General features: G+C 57.6%; 14 protein-coding genes and 1 tRNA gene. 9 read left to right on the plus strand and 6 right to left on the minus strand.

Going from position 1 to position 16903, the window contains the following annotated elements; translation table 11 throughout:
* Nucleotides 1-142: 142 nt before the first annotated feature.
* From EV561_RS23985 to EV561_RS24000, 4 genes are all read right to left on the minus strand, one after another.
* Nucleotides 143-3250: a type I restriction endonuclease gene (locus EV561_RS23985; protein WP_132525174.1), complete on the minus strand. Its 3108-nt coding sequence runs from the start codon at nt 3248-3250 to the stop codon at nt 143-145.
* A complete protein-coding gene (locus EV561_RS23990) occupies nt 3250-5163 on the minus strand; it encodes a restriction endonuclease subunit S (RefSeq protein ID WP_132525176.1) in 1914 nt (637 codons plus the stop codon). Before EV561_RS23990 ends, EV561_RS23985 begins: the two co-directional genes overlap by 1 nt.
* The gene (locus EV561_RS23995; protein WP_132525178.1) at nt 5160-6995 is read right to left on the minus strand and encodes a class I SAM-dependent DNA methyltransferase; all 1836 of its coding nucleotides are present in this window, start codon (nt 6993-6995) and stop codon (nt 5160-5162) included. The genes EV561_RS23990 and EV561_RS23995 overlap by 4 nt, the downstream gene beginning before the upstream one ends.
* 340 nt (nt 6996-7335) lie before the next feature.
* Nucleotides 7336-7761: a hypothetical protein gene (locus EV561_RS24000; protein WP_132525180.1), complete on the minus strand. Its 426-nt coding sequence runs from the start codon at nt 7759-7761 to the stop codon at nt 7336-7338.
* A gap of 219 nt (nt 7762-7980) precedes the next feature.
* Between EV561_RS24000 and EV561_RS24005 the strand changes: the two genes are divergently transcribed.
* The 3 genes from EV561_RS24005 (at nt 7981) to rnhA (ending at nt 10366) form a co-directional block, all read left to right on the plus strand.
* On the plus strand, nt 7981-8535 hold the full coding sequence (locus EV561_RS24005; protein WP_132525182.1) for a recombinase family protein: 555 nt from the start codon (nt 7981-7983) through the stop codon (nt 8533-8535).
* 543 nt (nt 8536-9078) lie between these two features.
* Nucleotides 9079-9747, plus strand: coding sequence for a hypothetical protein (locus EV561_RS24010; protein ID WP_245512874.1), 669 nt, complete (start codon nt 9079-9081; stop codon nt 9745-9747).
* A 106-nt stretch (nt 9748-9853) separates the two neighbouring features.
* Nucleotides 9854-10366: a ribonuclease HI gene (gene rnhA / locus EV561_RS24015; protein ID WP_132525184.1), complete on the plus strand. Its 513-nt coding sequence runs from the start codon at nt 9854-9856 to the stop codon at nt 10364-10366.
* 132 nt (nt 10367-10498) lie between these two features.
* Here the strand turns inward: rnhA and EV561_RS24020 are convergent, their stop codons facing one another.
* Together EV561_RS24020 and EV561_RS24025 are read right to left on the minus strand one after the other, a co-directional pair.
* Complete coding sequence (locus EV561_RS24020) at nt 10499-12019, minus strand: DUF6538 domain-containing protein (protein WP_132525186.1); 1521 nt, start codon at nt 12017-12019, stop codon at nt 10499-10501.
* Between the two features lie 78 nt (nt 12020-12097).
* Nucleotides 12098-12172, minus strand: a tRNA-Thr gene (locus EV561_RS24025).
* A gap of 156 nt (nt 12173-12328) precedes the next feature.
* On the opposite strand from EV561_RS24025, the gene EV561_RS24030 reads away from it, so the two are divergent.
* The 6 genes from EV561_RS24030 (at nt 12329) to EV561_RS24055 (ending at nt 16825) form a co-directional block, all read left to right on the plus strand.
* Nucleotides 12329-12547 (plus strand): hypothetical protein, encoded by a 219-nt coding sequence (locus EV561_RS24030; protein ID WP_132525188.1) that lies wholly within the window; start codon nt 12329-12331, stop codon nt 12545-12547.
* Between the two features lie 118 nt (nt 12548-12665).
* Nucleotides 12666-13958 (plus strand): UDP-N-acetylglucosamine 1-carboxyvinyltransferase, encoded by a 1293-nt coding sequence (murA, locus tag EV561_RS24035; protein WP_132525190.1) that lies wholly within the window; start codon nt 12666-12668, stop codon nt 13956-13958.
* Nucleotides 13959-14081: 123 nt separating this feature from the next.
* Nucleotides 14082-14522 carry a DUF2948 family protein gene (locus EV561_RS24040; protein WP_132525192.1) on the plus strand — a complete coding sequence of 147 codons (441 nt, stop codon included), beginning with the start codon at nt 14082-14084 and terminating at the stop codon, nt 14520-14522.
* 45 nt (nt 14523-14567) lie between these two features.
* Entirely contained in the window at nt 14568-15866 is a 1299-nt protein-coding gene (gene hisD / locus EV561_RS24045; RefSeq protein ID WP_132525194.1) for a histidinol dehydrogenase, read from the plus strand.
* Between the two features lie 3 nt (nt 15867-15869).
* Entirely contained in the window at nt 15870-16343 is a 474-nt protein-coding gene (locus tag EV561_RS24050) for a UPF0262 family protein (RefSeq protein WP_132525196.1), read from the plus strand.
* Between the two features lie 5 nt (nt 16344-16348).
* Complete coding sequence (locus tag EV561_RS24055; RefSeq protein WP_132525198.1) at nt 16349-16825, plus strand: low molecular weight phosphatase family protein; 477 nt, start codon at nt 16349-16351, stop codon at nt 16823-16825.
* Nucleotides 16826-16903: the final 78 nt, after the last annotated feature.

Below are 16903 nucleotides of genomic sequence, written 5' to 3' on the forward strand. Positions count from 1 at the left end.
GCAAGCCCCGACCGTTCTTTAGGGCGAGAGCTTTCGTAGGGAGCTTCTTCGCACATTCCAAAGCGAAACCCGGCGATACGGTCATCCTTGAGATGGTGTCGCCCTATCATATTAAGCTATCGCTCAAATAAGTTGAATCTTCTCACGCATCCGATTTCTCTCGCAGCCCTTCCCAGAGCTGTCCCGGGCCGAGCAAGATGTCTTTGATGCCGTCGCGCACCTTCTGGGAATCCAGTGCCTGTTTGCTCATGGTGGCGTGAGCATCGAAGGCGTCCATAATGGCGTCGAGGATTGCCTTGGAAAGGTCCGGCGAGTTGGCGAACTGTTCCTTCGTGTTGTGCTCGGCTTGCCGGGCTAACGTCTCGGACTCCATGAGTTTCCCCTTGAGGACGTTGTTGACGTAGATCACTTGATCGTCGTCAGTCAGCTCACCTTGGAAGAGGTCATTGACCCGCGCCACAATTTCGGCGAGCAGCGCCTTCTCTTTGTCCTGCACGGAGCCTGAACCCGGGGCCGTATACGGCGTCAAAGGCTCTGAGAAGCCGCTCAGTGCCAGATCCCGCTCGCCCTTGCTCGACAGCTTGTGGTGCGTCAGCTTGATCTGAGACACATCAACCACATCCCGTTCACGACCGAACTCCAGCAGCGGTATCAGCCGCTTGAAGAAGATCGAGCGTTTCTCGATGTCGGTATTGCCGTAATCGAAGATCTGAGACAGGAAGGCATAGACGCGGATGAAGGCTCCCATGTCGCCACGGAAGAGCAGCAGGGCGTCCATCTCGTCCTTGGCGTCCTTCGCGCCCCTCTCGTCCTCCTTCGACAAGGCCACCCGACGGAAATCCTGCGCCTCCTTGTATGCCTTCAGCAACCGATCAGCGACCGGCATAATGGCAGCTATGAGGTCGCCTTGGGTCGAATGCGGATCGAGCTCTGCTTTGACCACCCGATCAACCTCGAAGCTGTCGTAGTAGCCAGAAGCGTCAAGCTTCGCCCTCAAGTCGAATACCAAGTTGGGATCGGTCACTCCGGCCAGTTCCGCCGTTTCGTAGTAGGTCTGGAACGCCTTGAGGATGTCATCCGAGCTATTGACGAAATCGAGGACATAGGTTGTGTCCTTGCCTGGATGCGCCCGATTGAGACGGGAGAGCGTCTGAACGGCCTGAATACCAGCTAAGCGGCGATCCACATACATGCCGCAGAGCAGAGGCTGATCGAAGCCTGTCTGGAATTTATTGGCCACCAGCAGGACGTGGTATTCTGGCAGCTTGAAGGTCTCGCGGATGTCGCCACCTTTCAGGCCCGGGTTCAACTCCTTGCTCGTCTCAAGGAATGGCTCAGGCCCGCTTTCCTTGTCATCGACCTCGCCGGAGAAGGCCACCAACGTTCCGAGATCGTAGCCCTGCTCCCGAATGTATTTCCGAATTGCGATCTGCCAGCGTACGGCCTCTATGCGGCTGCCGGTCACGACCATGGCCTTTGCCTTGCCATTAAGCAACGGCTGGACATTCGCTCGGTAGTGCTCGACGACGATCTGTACCTTCTGGCTGATGTTGTACGGATGAAGGCGAACCCAGCGCATCAGGGCCTTAACAGCTTCCTTCCGCTCGACCTCGCGATCCTCCATCTCATCCCCGGCGTTTGCCAGTTTGAAGGCGAGATCATAGGGCGTGTAGTTCTTCAGCACGTCAAGGATGAAGCCCTCTTCAATGGCCTGACGCATCGAATAGACATGGAATGGGGCTGGCTTGTTGTTGTCGCTTGCCGGCTCTTTCGGATCTGGCCGACGCCCGAAGAGTTCCAACGTCTTGCCTTTGGGTGTCGCAGTGAAGGCAACGTAGGTAATGCCGCTTTCGCTTGCACGGGTTGCCATCTGAGCCGCGAGAACGTCTTCACTACTCACTTCGCCACCGTCTCCGAGTTCCGCCAGCTCTTCCGGCGAAAGCACCTGCTTCAGCTTAGAGGCTGTCTCGCCCGTCTGGCTGGAATGCGCCTCGTCGGCAATGACGGCAAACCTCTTGCCTTGAGTTGCAGCCAGTTCCCGAACAGCGTTCAGCGCAAAAGGAAAGGTCTGAATCGTGCAGACCACAATCTTCTTGCCTCCCGCCAACGCTTCGGCCAGTTTGCCGCTCTTCGCCCCGCCCTCACTGGTGATAGTCTCGACAACACCCGTCGTGCGCTCGAAGCCAAAGATTGCCTCTTGAAGCTGGGTGTCGATTACATTGCGGTCAGAGACGACTATAACGGTGTCGAACACCTTGCGGTGCTGCTCATCGTGGAGATCGGCAAGAAAATGGGCCGACCATGCGATAGAGTTCGTCTTTCCCGATCCAGCCGAGTGTTGAATCAGGTATTTGCTCCCGGCACCTTCGGCGAGAACTGCGGCCTGAAGCCTTCGCGTGGCATCAAGTTGGTGAAAGCGTGGAAAGATCAGGCTGGCGATCTTCTTCTTCTTGTCCATTTGCGCGACAATGTAGCGCCCGAGGATCTCCAGCCACGAATGGCGCTCCCAAATCTCCCGCCAAAGGTAGCCTGTAGGATGGCCGCTCTGATCAGGCGGATTACCCTTTCCGCCGCCATTGCCCTTGTTGAACGGCAGGAAGCGAGTGTCCGCGCCCTCAAGCTTGGTCGTCATCATCACTTCGGCATTGCTGACCGCGAAGTGAACCATGGCGCCGCTCGGGAAACTAAGGAGCGGCTCCGGGGATTGCCCTTTGGGGCTCGGATGACGGTCGAACCGAAACTGGTCCACAGCATCGTGGACGCTCTGGGTGAAATCGGTCTTCAATTCGACGGTCGAGACAGGGATTCCATTAAGGAATAGCACGAGATCGATGCAATTCTCGTTGACCTTGGAATAACGCACCTGCCGGATGACGCGCAGCCGGTTGGCGTTATATCGGGCGAGAATTTCCTCATTCAGGCCAAATGCAGGTTTGAACTCGGCAAGTTTCAGCGGCGTCCGAAGGCCAATCAGTTCAACGCCGTGACGCAGAACATCAAGCGTTCCGCGCTCGTCGAGCTGTTTGCGTATACGATCGGACAACATAGTTTCGGCAGCGGGACCGTGATTCTTGGCCAGTGTGTCCCATGCCTTTGGCTGCGAGGCTTGGACCCATGCGACGACATCCGGTACAAACAGCGCTCGGCTGCGGTCGTATTGGGCGGCGTCGTTTGCCGAATGAAGCCAGCCATGCGCAGCAAGATGGCCACAGATTTCCGCTTCGAAACTAATTTCTTTGTGAAGGGACATTAGATTACCAGCCTCCCCGTTTGAGTGCGAGGCCCTTGGCCCATGGGAATGATGCCATTCCTCCGCATCCATCCCAGCCATGTATGCAGTTCGTCGCGCTTGAACTTCAGTGGCTTCTCGTGATGCCACTCGGTGAGAAAGCCTGTGATAATCCCCTCATCATTGATCGTGGCCCGATCAAGAAGCGCATCATTCCAAACGGCAAAGAGTGTGGCCACCGCCTCAGCACCCTTGGTGTCCAGATCGCCAACCTTGGTTAGTACTTGCTCGAAACGTTCACGGCGGTCTCCCAACAAGGGTCCAAGATCTTCCCTTTCAACCTTTGGCCTTGGCCCGGAAAACCTGTAGGCCACCGCGCTGCCGCGACCATCAGGTTGCGCAACGAGCACTTCCCCATCCCGCTGAAGAAGGCGCTCGATGTCGGAAATGAGCGCACGATCAAGAGGACCAGCCGCTTCCCGTTGGTAGCTTCCTCCAAGCTCTTCGATCCCAGCATATGTTTCTGCTAAGTAGACGAGCTTCTGCAGCTTTACCCGACCAAACGTTGGCCGATGGGCAAGTCGCCGCACGACTTCGAAGCCTACGGCGGCTCGCACCAAGGTGGCGTCAGCTGCTGGCGTTTGCTGATGCCGCACATCGATTTTTCCAGTTACAGCAGCGGCAATAAGCGCGGAGCGTCGCTCTTGCAGAAGAGTTATCGCCCGTTCTGCAGCCGCTTGTAGGCGTTCGTTCTTTTTCGTCTCTTGCTCCAAATGAGCAGCTATGGCTTGCTGTTCGTCCAGTGGGGGAATTGGAACGTTCATTGACGTCCAAGCATCCATCCGTAACGCTTTGGTGCCATGCCCCGCTTCGTCAAGCCTCGACAGCGTCTCCCTCTCAAGTCCGCGCAATACCCATGCGAGGAAGTCGTTGTCTATGCCAACGCCATTGACTGCTTTGAGGTCCTGATTGATCGCCATTGGAACAGTAGATACGCACACGGGGAAAGCTCTCGCGAGCATCATTCCCCGAACCAAAACAATGATGGATCCTGCAGGAACCAGAGAGGCAGCACCATCCTGAAGCGCTGCTTCGGTGATAGAGTCCAAGGTTGTTGCCAGCAGATCTGACTTAAGATCTTTCGCTGATGCCCACGGTACGGATCCCTCCCAGTAATCAGGATTCGCCTTACTCGGTGTTCCCCCGCTCTGAAATCCAGCAACATACTTTAGCGGCGTCACCGGCCAATGCTCTGGCACCTTGCCTAGCCATTCGATTCCCGTGTCCTTCATCGGCGCATTCGGGTTCAACCCGTTAGTGACGGCATGGGAAATGGCGGCCTGACGCTTCTCTTTCAGCAGGTCGATCAACCGCCTTTGCTCCTCTACCAGCGCATCGATCTTGGCTGTTTCGCGGTCGAGGAAGGTGACGATGGCGGCTTGTTCTGCCAAGGGAGGTAAAGGGAGCGGCAACGAAGAGATAAAGTCCCAACTAGCGCGGGGCATCTTGGCACCGTAGGTAGATCCATCAACGATCGAGATAAAATCTCTACTTAGCACAAAGTATTGCGCGAAACGGGGATTGGTCTGAGCCGCGGGTCGCAAGACATGGAAATCGCCAACCGCTTGCCCATTGGAAGTGGCCAAGAGAGCTTTTGCCAAATAGGGGCGCAACTTCCCGAACAGGATGTCCCCTGCGCGAAATGAGGTACCCTCGCCTTCGTACGTCGTGTCCGTTTCGAGGTATCTTCCTGACCAGCTCTCGATGTTCTCCAGCGCAATTTTATGATCTTCATTCCCGCCCTTCGTGGTTACTAGGCGTAGTCCATGCTTGAAGCGAACAATGTCCCAGTGGCTGGGAACTTCGCCTATCCAATCCACACCGCTTGGCTGATAGCTCGAATACTCCGAGAGCTTCTGGATCACAGGTGTCATGCGGACAATCCTCCGAGCATCTTCAGGATGCTGCCCGTAATCTTCTTCAGCTCAACATCAATCTCTTCTAGTGGACGCGGCGGTTCGAAGACATAGAAGTGACGGTTGAATGGAATCTCGTATCCTACTTTGATCTTCTCATCGTCGATCCAGGCATCCTTGGCGTGGGGCAGAACCTCTCGGGCGAAATAGTCCTCGATCCGCTCCGACAACGGTACGTTCTCCGTGTCACGCAGGGCAGTGTCCGCCTGTGGCTGGCCCTTGGACTTGGCCCGGGATCCGAACACCACCTTCCCGTGCTCGTCCAGCAGCGGACGTTCCACCGTGATCGTGCGATAGCCGAAGGCCTCGTTGGGGAAGATCTGGGACAGGGGCGCGAGTTTGACCTTGCCGCCCTCCGGAGCCACCGGCGGCGCGTCCCCGGCGGTCACAACCTCGCGTCCGATTTCCTTGCCGCTAGTATTGAGGACTGTTGCGGTCTGAGCCTCGGAGAATGTGCCAAACAGGCGGGTAATGGTGGCGATGTCCGCTTCGCCCATTTCCTTGCGCTTCGACCCGAGGCTCTTGCGCATCTTCTGCCAGAAGGAAGAGCCGTCGATCAGCTGTGTCTTGCCCTTGCGGTGCACTGGCTTGCGGTTGGATAGGACCCAGACATAGGTGGAAATGCCGGTGTTGTAGAACATGTCCGTCGGCAACGCGATGATGGCTTCCAGTAGGTCGTTCTCCAGTACGTAGCGACGGATCTCGCTCTCGCCGCTTCCAGCCCCGCCGGTGAACAGGGGGGAGCCATTGAGGACAATGGCAAAGCGACTGCCGCCGTCCACCGCCGGGCGCATCTTGGAAATGAGATGCAGCAGGAACAGCAGCGAGCCATCGGACACGCGGGGAAGGCCGGGGCCGAAGCGACCGTTGAAGCCTTTCTGCTCATGTTCCGCCCGAACATCCTTCTCAACCTTCTTCCACTCGACGCCGAAGGGCGGGTTGGAGAGCATGTAGTCGAACTTGGCGTCGGCATGGCCGTCCTCGGACAGCGTGTTGCCGAAGACGATGTTGCTAACGTCCTGCCCCTTAATCAGCATGTCCGCCTTGCAGATCGCGTAGGATTCCGGGTTCAACTCCTGCCCGTTCATCACCAGACGGGCCTGTTCGTTGTGCTCGGCGAGATACTCCTCGGCAATCGACAGCATCCCGCCGGTTCCTGCTGTCGGATCGTAGATGGTGCGGACAACACCCGGCTTCGACAGGATGTCGTCATCCTCGACGAACAGGAGGTTGACCATAAGCTTAATGACTTCGCGGGGTGTGAAGTGCTCCCCGGCGGTCTCGTTCGACAGTTCGGAGAATCTGCGGATCAGCTCCTCGAAGATCTGCCCCATCTGCATGTTGCTGACCTTGTCGGGATGAAGATCCACCCGGGCAAACTTCTCGGCCACCTGATAGAGCAGCTTGGCCTTGGCCAACCGGTCGATCTGCGCGGCGAACTCGAAACGCTCGAAGATGTCGCGGACATCCTCCGAAAAGCCTTGGACATATGCATAGAGGTTCGCTGAGATGTTGTCCTGATCGCCAGTCAACAGCTTCATGTCGAGCTTGGAGGTATTGTAGAACGTCTGCCCCGCTTTACGCAGCAGAAATGGCTCGGGATTGACCCCGGCAGCGGTCTTGGCTTCAAGCTCAGCGAGTACAGCCTGTTTCGTCGGCTCCAGAACGCAGTCGATGCGGCGAAGCACGGTAAACGGTAGGATCACCTTTCCGTAATCGGCTTGCTTGTAGTCGCCACGGAGGAGGTCGGCGACAGACCAGATGAATGCCGAAAGTGCCTGTTGATTCATGCCATTCCCCGAATGCGTGTGCTGCATCTGTTATCGACCGCGTCGGTAAACAGGTAGTGACCTGTAGGAGCAGTAGCGGAATGTTTTGGTAGAAAAATGCGAGCGCCCCATCAGATAAGCGACTGGTGGCGGTTCCCCCCGGTACCCCCGACCAAATAGACGTCCTCTACATCCACGCTAAAGCGGCAGGTCGTCCCTGTTCGCTCGCAGCGCTGACCAGCGGACGGCTGGTGATTCTATGCGTCACGTCCTGTGAAATGGAACAGGTTTCACCTCAACCTCGCCTAAGTGGGCTCGGATCGCCAGACCAGATCTTGCCCGCGTAGCGGTATGGGGGTCATTACGCAAGGCGAACGCTGGAAGCATCAGTTTGAACTGGGAGCTTGGTGTACTCTTCCGTAGAAACTACCGTACCAGTCTGCAGCTCCCAAACAAACGCATCATCCTTCAGCTTGGCGTCGAATCTAGCTCCGCCCTCGGGATCAAACTCTATGGCATCCAGTGGAATACGTACCGCGTACACAAACTTGAACTGATGATTCAGCCCTGTCGTAAGAGTTAGTCTGGCGCGATCCGTCGTGAACCGCGTCGTAAAGCATAAAGGCCAGCGCTGAAGCGGGTGATTCATATCGTCTAAAGAATAATGAAGGGCAAGGACGTGCTGTTCCCAGGCGGTCACGCATTGATCTCGTTCCACTGCCTCACGGATCCGATCAAAGAGAGGCTGGTCTTCTATTTGTTGAGCTGGGGGACGTCTGACAAGCATGAGGATGTTCCTGAAACATAATAGGCACGACCTAACGAGCAAGTCCAAATTTACAGTTAAACGGTTGGCCATGCGTGCGGTGTGGGCTTGAGATCGAGCGGCTGGAATCTAGTGCAGACGCGCGTCCACAAAGCTTACTTTTTGGACAACCTTCACTTGACTGTCCACTTCGCGTCCACTAACCATTTGTCCACATTTCTCTTAGAGTGAGGACATTGCATGATCGTCGGCTACGCCAGAGTTAGCTCCACCGGCCAAGACCATCAGACACAGATCGATCGATTGAAAGAAGTCGGTTGTGAGAAGGTCTTCAGCGAGAAGCTCAGCGGCCTCGACCGAGATCGACCTGAACTGCAGAAGGCGCTGGAGTTCGTCCGGGAGAGCGATGTGCTGATAATTACTAAGCTCGATCGTTTGGCCCGTAGCGCTTCGCACCTCCACCAGATCGTGGATGGACTAACGGCCAAGGGCGTCGGCTTCAAGGTGCTTGATGATAGCGGCATTGATACCACGACCCGCTCCGGGAAGCTGCTCTTCGGTATCCTCGCATCCTTTGCCGAATTTGAGACCGCGTTGCGACGTGAGCGTCAGTTGGACGGCATTGCCAAGGCGAAAGCCGAGGGAAAGACTGGTGGCCGACCGGCGCTCATTACCTCTGAGATCAAAGCTCAGATCACGGCTATGAAGAAGGAAGGCGCGAGTGTGCGGCAAATCGCAGCTCAGATAGGGTTCAGCAAGTCAGCCGTCCAGAAAGTGATTGAGGAGGCGCGGTGACGGAGAGATAGCGGCAGCAGTAGCTCGTCATTCGAATTTCTCAAGCCACCTCACGGAACCTCACCCCTAGGAAACAGCACTACTTCACGTCGAAATCGCACCCATCTTCTTCCTCATCAGCCACGGATGCAGGGCCCACATATTCACTCAAATCGACATAATCGTCGAAGTTCTTGAACTTACGTCGGCGTAGCGGATCGCTGTCGATCTCGACCCCCATGTACCACCGATCTGTACGTGAACAGGGTCTCTGCAAATGACGCTAACGAACTTCGACCGATCATCGAAGGTATGAAGCCTGAGGCGAATGGCCTATAGTTCTGAAGGCTAGTTATCGAACATAGCGCGAGTTCGACCAGCCTCCCGGTGCCGGAGATATAGTGACCCAGTACGCGGATCACCAACGAGAGGCATCGGCCATCAAGGGCGGCTGACTGCAATAGGTGCTCCACTAGGAGACAGGTCGCCCTCTTCTCCTGAACATCCAGCAACAGAACAACCGCAACGAAGCTTTTGTCACCGTCATGGCGGCGGCGGCGGCTCGTGTTTGAAAAACATAAGGGAAGAATGGAATACACCAAGCAAGTCCTAGACAGATCTACGGGTGAACTTGTCACCATCTCCACCGGGGAGTGGAGAACGATTACCGAAGTTGCAGATATGCATAGCATCGGGGGCCGTAAGTTCCGGGTCGTCCTCAGAAGACTGAACTTTCTCCAGCTCGAATATGTGGGCGAAGACTGGCGGCACCGCCTTGCCCCATGGGTGACAGAACGGGGATGGGGGAAACGTCTGAGACGAAATTTCGGTGAACGCTCAACGCCGTTCGATGTCGTCAGCCCGGAAGCCCAAGAGTGGATCGGGCAACACCTAGCGTTGGTGCTGGCGGAAATGGAAGCTGAGGTATCACCGGAGATTGCTACTGCGGTCGCCGCTTTAGATGGCTTCCGCACGGCTAGGAATGAATACCGCGCCAAGCTCACCGACGGAAGAGAAATGTCGGTTGAGGAAATGGTTCGATGGATGTCGGACTACTTTCCAAAGCTAAGCCAGCCAGAGATCGCCACGGCGCTCGATGTCAGTCAACAGCTTGTGTCTCGCTATCAAGATCAGCGGTCCAAGTCTCTCAAGCGAGCCCGAGCCTTACGGGGGTCTCGACCGGGCTCAATCGCGGCTGCGGCCTTAACCATGGTCTTCAATCGTTGTGCTTAGGCAAATTACTTAAGCACACAACACACCCATAAATTACAACATCAAGCACAGAACAACCGCACCATCCGGTTCGCGGCTGTGCTCCCGCATTGAATGAAAGGACCTGATGACCACTGAAATTTTAAACTCCGACCACAACAAAAGCCGTTACATCGTCCACACCGATGGAGCGTGTCGGAATAACCCTGGCCCTGGCGGATGGGGCGTGGTTCTCCAGCTCGAAGTTGGCGGCCACGTGACCAAGGAGAAGGAGCTGTCCAGTGCAATGGTCGAGGCGACCACAAACAACAGAATGGAGCTTTCGGCAGCCCTGGGGGCGTTGAGGCGCCTTAGAGACAAGACGATACCCATTACCGTCCGAAGTGACAGCAAATATGTGATCGATGGGATGTCGAACTGGCTGAAAGGGTGGAAGCAGAACGGTTGGCGTACCTCCAACAAGAAACCTGTTCTCAACATGGATCTGTGGCAGGAACTCGATCAGCTCTGCAAGACGCTCGGTCCGATCTCATGGGTATGGGTCAAAGGCCACAGTGGCGATCCTTTGAACGAGCGCTGTGATCGGCTGGCTAACCTCGCGATAGATAAGGCCATCCGGAAGCACAGATCACTTTCATGAGCCTCAGGCCAAAGCTGGTCCGACCTTCGGGTTGGACTGGCTAATTCGGAGCCAACGCCTCCCGATCGGTGTTTTTTGTTTCGAGAATAGGACGAGGGGTTTGAGACCATCGACCGAGCCACGCACACCTCGTTAGATGTCGTACCGTGGAAGCTTTGCGATTTCGCGGTAGAGTGCTTTCATCGTGTTCTCGCCGTAATCGGAGCTGGCGCTTCCGTCCTCGTGTCCCTGAATGGCGTCCATGTATCGCTGTGCGATGTCTACATCACGCGCAATCGTCTTGAACCTGTGTCGCCAAGCGTGGTTCGGCTGTACTCGCTTGTCCTTGACACCCACTGTGTCGCGCACCCAGTCGCCAACCTTCCCTCGGACGCTGGCAGCCTGTGAGTGCCCCGGTTTACGCTTGTTGTCATTCGGGATGTAGAATAGAGGGCCGGGTTTGCGGCTGGCTACCATATCGAGAAGGCCAAGTTCGATCAGGTGCGGATGAATGGGTACCATGCGATATGTGCCGGTCTTCACGGTCCCCGCTTCTGGGGTGATCTTGAGCGACGCAATCCCAAATTCCTCGGTGAAGTCCTCTCGCCTTAGCTGGGTAATTTCCCCGGCTCTCGCTCCGGTATAGGCACATATCCAAGGCACCCAGCGACAAGCGAGCTTGTTCAGATCTGCCATCCCTCCAAGTGTCGAAGGGTCGCGCAGAGCAGCACCTAAAATCGCGTTGGCCTCGTCGTCCGTGAAGCCCGAGGCGCGTTCCTTAATAGCCTTCGGAACTGTCACTCTGACGTTAGCTGTCGGATCAACGGCGATGCGAGCCTTGGCGAGGCCAACTCGGATGACGGTCCTGATCGCAGCTAGGTATTTGCCGTTGACGGTCTTGGCAGATAGCCCCTTTTCGTGACGTAGGAAGTCGCAATATTCAGACACATTGAGCGGAGTGATGCGGTGGACTTCCTCGTGACCAAGGTACACCTTGAAGCTGTCGATCTTCTGCAGAAAGTCGCTCGGGGTTCCCGCCGCTCCTTTATCGGCGAGATGGTCCCGCTCCCAAAGTCTGAACAGGTCGGTGAGTGTGGCGGCCTTCGTGGGTGATCTCTCCTCTTTTGACCGAAGAGGCGGAAATCGGTCTGCCTTTGGATCGGGGCTATAGTCGCCCTGCGCCTTTTTCAGTTGCTGCTCTGCGGCTTGAATAAGCGCGTCATGGGTGTTGTGGATAAGCCGTTCACGACTTTCCGCGTCGGTCGTGCATTCCTCGCTTAGAAGAAGCTCATCGACGCTTGCACCATACCACTGTTCCCAACTCCCGGCTTTGGCAACACGATGGGCCAGATCAATTATGTTTTGCCACGTACGTGGATTGCCCGGATCGTCATCGAACCGCTCAATAATTTTGCGGTAGACCTTGCCGGCAAGCGCGACGATCTGCTTCTGGCTCAGAGGCTCCGGATTGGCTCTCAGGGTCTTCCAGCGCTTCCCAATCTCACGCGTCTTATCGGCAAAGAGCTCCTTTGCAAGAGCTGGGTCTTTCGTCGAGAGCGAGATTTTGACTTCTGCTTTGCCCACGATAGTCACGAGATCAGCCGGGACGCGAACGCGGAAGTAGTAGACGCCGGTTTTGGGATGTTTGAATGGGCGGGGCATTTGTAGGACCATGTGGCCACCTCTGTGTACCACCGAGGCGCTTTCAAGGCTCTGATAACAACCAACTATCTGGAAATCAAATAGAAAGAATGGTGCTGCTAGAGAGATTTGAACTCTCGGCCTCTCCCTTACCAAGGGAGTGCTCTACCCCTGAGCTATAGCAGCATTTCTGCGACGCAGTGTGACGCGTCGTGTGAGCGAGGCGGCTATTGCCATAGCTTGGCGGCAAGTGCAAGCCGCAAAATCCATGTTGTTCGAAACAGCCGTTGAAAAAGTGTGGTCAAGCTTTTGGATGGGCCGGATTTCGGATATGGAGGCTTTATGAGCAAAGACGGGACAGAAGACGAGAAAGCTCAGGCGGCCGGGGCTGTCGGGTCGACGGGTGCGGCTGACAAGACCGAGGCGGATCGGCGGCGGGAGCGTGCGGCGCAGAAGCTTCGCGAGAATCTTGCCCGCCGCAAACAGCAGGTGCGTGCCCGCCGTGCGGGGCAGGCTGATGAGACGGATGGGCTTCCTGCCGCAAAAATGGACGAATCGTAATGAAACGTCGCGTGCAGACCAAACGAATTGAAGCGCCCTTGTATTTCGTCTAAACACCACCTTCCTTCTTAAAGGCTTGGAACTCTCAGGAAAGGCGGGCCCGGCCCGTAATTGACACATGGATCGTATCAGGATTGTCGGCGGGAATGAACTTAACGGTGTCATTCCGATCTCCGGCGCCAAGAATGCCGCCCTTCCGCTGATGATCGCCTCGCTTCTGACCAGCGATACGCTGACGCTCGAAAACGTGCCGCATCTGGCGGACGTCGAGCTTTTGATGCGCATTCTCGGCAATCACGGCGTCGACGTCGCCGTCAACGGCCGTCGCGAGCGCCAGGAAGATTCCTATTCGCGCACGATCCATTTCACCTGTCGCACCATCGTCGACACGACCGCCCACTACGAGCTGGTCTCGAAGATGCGCGCCAGCTTCTGGGTCATCGGGCCGCTTCTTGCCCGCGAAGGCCATGCCCGCGTTTCGCTTCCCGGCGGCTGCACCATCGGCACGCGTCCGGTCGATCTCTTCCTCGAAGGTCTGACGGCCCTCGGCGCGACGATGGAGATCGATGGCGGCTATATCAATGCCAAGGCTCCGAAGGGCGGCCTTGTCGGCGCGCGCTATACGTTCCCGAAAGTATCGGTCGGCGCGACGCATGTCGTCATGATGGCCGCCACGCTTGCGCGCGGCACGACCGTGATCGGCAACGCGGCGCGCGAGCCTGAAATCGTCGACCTTGCAGCCTGCCTGAATGCCATGGGCGCGAAGATATCGGGCGCCGGCACCAGCACTATCACGATCGAAGGCGTTACCTCGCTTTCCGGCGCCCGCCACAGGGTTCTGCCTGACCGCATCGAGACCGGCACATACGCGATGGCGGTTGCCATGGCCGGCGGCGATGTGCGGCTGGAAAATACCGACTCCACGCTTCTCGAAACCGCGCTGGAGACCCTGCGCCGTGCGGGAGCCGAGATCACGCCGACCAATAACGGCCTGCATATCAAGCGCAACGGCGCCGGCATCAAGCCGGTCGATATCGTCACCGATCCCTTCCCGGGCTTCCCGACCGACCTGCAGGCGCAGTTCATGGCGCTGATGACGCGCTCGTCGGGCACCTCGCATATCACCGAGACCATCTTCGAGAACCGCTTCATGCATGTGCAGGAGCTTGCCCGCCTCGGTGCGAAAATTTCGCTTTCCGGCCAGACTGCGAAGATCGAGGGCGTCGAGCGACTGCGCGGCGCGCCAGTCATGGCGACGGATCTGCGCGCTTCGGTATCGCTCGTCATCGCCGGCCTTGCAGCCGAGGGCGAGACCGTCGTGTCGCGCGTCTATCACCTTGATCGCGGCTTCGAACGGCTGGAAGAGAAGCTGACCCGTTGCGGCGCGATCGTCGAGCGGATCAGCGAATAATCGAAAACGGCTGACGCGCCGCGGAGTTCACGCTTCCGCGGTTGCGTCTTTTGTCGTTGCGTCCTATCTCCATCACGGGGATGCCGCTTTCCGGTATTGGCTGGTGATGGGGACGTAAGACGAATGACCACTTTGAAGCTCCTGGCGCTCGACAACGAGGACCTGGCAATCATATCGGCGCATATGCAGGACAGCGTCTTCAAAGTGGGCGACATGTTCTATTCGCCGCGCTTAGGCCAGTTTTCGATCACCGCCAATCGCTTCGTCTGGGAGCTTTCCGACCGCAAGGACAAGGCCTATGAGCGGCATCGCTCGGCCCTCGTGTTCAAACGGGTGCAGGCGGTTCGCTCGACCGGCATCGACAGGCGCCGGCGCGACGAGGTTCTGTCGCTGCTTGCCATCCGTTTCGAGCAGAAGGGCGAGGGCCCTGATGGCACCGTGGAATTGACGCTTGCCGGCAACGCGACGATCGCGCTCGATGTCGAATGTATCGAAGTTCAGCTTGCGGATGTCGGCGGCGCGTGGGAAACGGCTTCCAAACCCGACCACTCGGACGGGGAATAATTTCGGCAGCCGGCAGGCGGCCTCGATTTGAAAGGACTATCGGCAGTGGCTATCTGGCTGGAACATGGATCTGAAGGGTTCGAGCAGAAGTTTGCGGCTTTCCTGACGACCAAGAGGGAAGTGTCCGAAGACGTCAACCTGGCGGTTCGCGCCATCATCGACGATGTCCGGGCGCGCGGCGATGCGGCTCTGGCGGATTATTCCAAGAAATTCGACGGCGTGGACTTTACCAAGGTCCCGATGCGCGTCACCGAAGAAGAAATCAACCAGGCGATCGAGCTGGTTCCTTCCGAAGTGCTCGGCGCGCTGAAGGTCGCTGCCGTCCGCATCGAATCCCATCATCGCAGGCAATTGCCGAAGGACGATATCTATGAGGACGAGCTCGGCGTCGGGCTCGGCTCGCGCTGGACGGCGATCGAGGCCGTCGGTCTCTATGTTCCGGGCGGCACGGCGAGCTATCCGAGTTCGGTGCTGATGAACGCGGTGCCGGCCAAGGTCGCTGGCGTCGAGCGCATCGTCATCGTGGTTCCGGCGACGGGCGGCGCGGTCAATCCGGCAACGCTTGCGGCGGCAAAACTGGCAGGCGTCACGGAAATCTACCGTCTCGGCGGTGCGCAGGCGATTGCAGCCCTTGCCTATGGCACGGAAACGATTGCCCCGGTCGCCAAGATCACCGGTCCCGGCAATGCCTATGTCGCGGCCGCCAAGAAGCACGTCTTCGGCACCGTCGGCATCGACATGATCGCCGGCCCGTCGGAAGTGCTCGTCATTGCCGACAAGGACAACAATCCGGACTGGATAGCCGCCGACCTTCTGGCCCAGGCGGAACATGACGCGGCTGCGCAATCGATCCTGATCACCGACGATGCGGAATTCGCCAAGGCGGTCGAGGCTGCCGTCGAAAGGCAATTGAAGACACTCAGCCGTTCCGAAATGGCTGCTGCAAGCTGGCGCGATTTCGGCGCGATCATTCTGGTGCCTGACTTCAAGGCCGCGCTGCCGCTTTCCAACAGGATCGCGCCTGAGCATCTGGAACTCGCCGTTGCCGATCCCGATGCGCTTCTGCCCGGTATTCGCAATGCCGGCGCCATCTTCATCGGCGCGCATACGCCTGAAGTCATCGGCGATTATGTCGGCGGATCGAACCATGTGCTGCCGACGGCGCGTTCGGCGCGCTATTCGTCCGGCCTTGGCGTGCTGGATTTCGTGAAGCGGACATCGATCCTGCGGCTCGGCGCAGAACAGTTGCGTGCACTCGGACCTGCGGCGATCGCGCTTGCGACCTCCGAGGGGCTGGATGCGCATGCCCGCTCGGTCGCAATACGGCTCAATCTGGAAAAATGAGCGATGGCTGAAGGCGACTACCGGCTGAGCGATGTGGTCCTCGACGACACGATCGGCCGTTCTACGCCCGATGTCGAGCACGAGCGGGCGGTCGCGATCTTCGATCTCATCGAGGAAAACAGCTTCGAGCCCGTGGGCCATACCGGTGGTCCCTACCGGCTGAACCTGTCGCTGATCGATTCCAAGCTGGTCTTCACCATTAGGACGGAGGAGGGCGGCGAGGTGGCGACGCATATATTGTCGCTGACGCCCTTCCGCAGGATCGTGAAGGATTATTTCATGATCTGCGAGAGCTACTATGAAGCGATCCGTTCGGCGACGCCGAGCAAGATCGAGGCGATCGACATGGGGCGTCGCGGCGTTCACAACGAGGGCTCGCAGACGCTGATCGACCGGCTGCAGGGCAAGATCACGCTGGATTTCGATACGGCCCGGCGCCTGTTTACCCTCGTCTGCGTCCTCTACTGGCGCGGGTGACGGCCATGGAGAGCCCAGTGGCCGCAGGCAGCGGTAAGATCCCCGGAGCGATACTGTTCATGTGCGGCATGAACGCGATCCGCTCACCCATGGCGGAGGCGATCGCCCGCAGGCTTCTCCCGCCTGGCATCTATGTAAATTCGGTGGGTGTTCGTGCCGGCGAGAGGGATCCGTTCGTCGATACGGTTCTTGAGGAGATCGGCCTTGTCGTGTTGCGCCGACAGCCGCAGACCCTCGAAGAGCTGGAAGACGACTTCTTCGACGTGATCATCACCCTGTCGCCGGAAGCGCATCACGCCGCGCTGGAACTCACCCGGTCCAAGGCCGTTGATGTCGTTTATTGGCCCATGCCCGACCCGACGGTTGCAACCGGCACTCGAGAGCAGATATTGGATGCTTACCGCGAAGTTCGAGATCGTCTGATCGGCCTGATCGAGAGCAGGCTTGTCAGACGGGATGGTATTGCCGTACAGCCGGCGTGAAACAAATGCATAAAGCCTGATCAACGAGGTTCACAAAACCGCGTTGATTGTGTAGTTTCCGCGCAAATTTCCCGGAGG

The sequence above is a fragment of the Rhizobium sp. BK376 genome (assembly GCF_004341625.1).
Lineage (GTDB): Bacteria > Pseudomonadota > Alphaproteobacteria > Rhizobiales > Rhizobiaceae > Rhizobium.

Coding starts and splice junctions, on each gene's coding strand:
- EV561_RS24030 (WP_132525188.1), top strand. CDS start 12,329: ATGAGCAAAGACGGGACAGAAGACGAGAAAGCTCAGGCGGCCGGGGCT.
- EV561_RS24050 (WP_132525196.1), top strand. CDS start 15,870: ATGGCTGAAGGCGACTACCGGCTGAGCGATGTGGTCCTCGACGACACG.
- rnhA (WP_132525184.1), top strand. CDS start 9,854: ATGACCACTGAAATTTTAAACTCCGACCACAACAAAAGCCGTTACATC.
- EV561_RS24000 (WP_132525180.1), bottom strand. CDS start 7,761: ATGCTTGTCAGACGTCCCCCAGCTCAACAAATAGAAGACCAGCCTCTC.
- EV561_RS23990 (WP_132525176.1), bottom strand. CDS start 5,163: ATGACACCTGTGATCCAGAAGCTCTCGGAGTATTCGAGCTATCAGCCA.
- murA (WP_132525190.1), top strand. CDS start 12,666: ATGGATCGTATCAGGATTGTCGGCGGGAATGAACTTAACGGTGTCATT.
- EV561_RS24055 (WP_132525198.1), top strand. CDS start 16,349: ATGGAGAGCCCAGTGGCCGCAGGCAGCGGTAAGATCCCCGGAGCGATA.
- EV561_RS23985 (WP_132525174.1), bottom strand. CDS start 3,250: ATGTCCCTTCACAAAGAAATTAGTTTCGAAGCGGAAATCTGTGGCCAT.
- EV561_RS24005 (WP_132525182.1), top strand. CDS start 7,981: ATGATCGTCGGCTACGCCAGAGTTAGCTCCACCGGCCAAGACCATCAG.
- EV561_RS23995 (WP_132525178.1), bottom strand. CDS start 6,995: ATGAATCAACAGGCACTTTCGGCATTCATCTGGTCTGTCGCCGACCTC.
- EV561_RS24020 (WP_132525186.1), bottom strand. CDS start 12,019: ATGGTCCTACAAATGCCCCGCCCATTCAAACATCCCAAAACCGGCGTC.
- EV561_RS24040 (WP_132525192.1), top strand. CDS start 14,082: ATGACCACTTTGAAGCTCCTGGCGCTCGACAACGAGGACCTGGCAATC.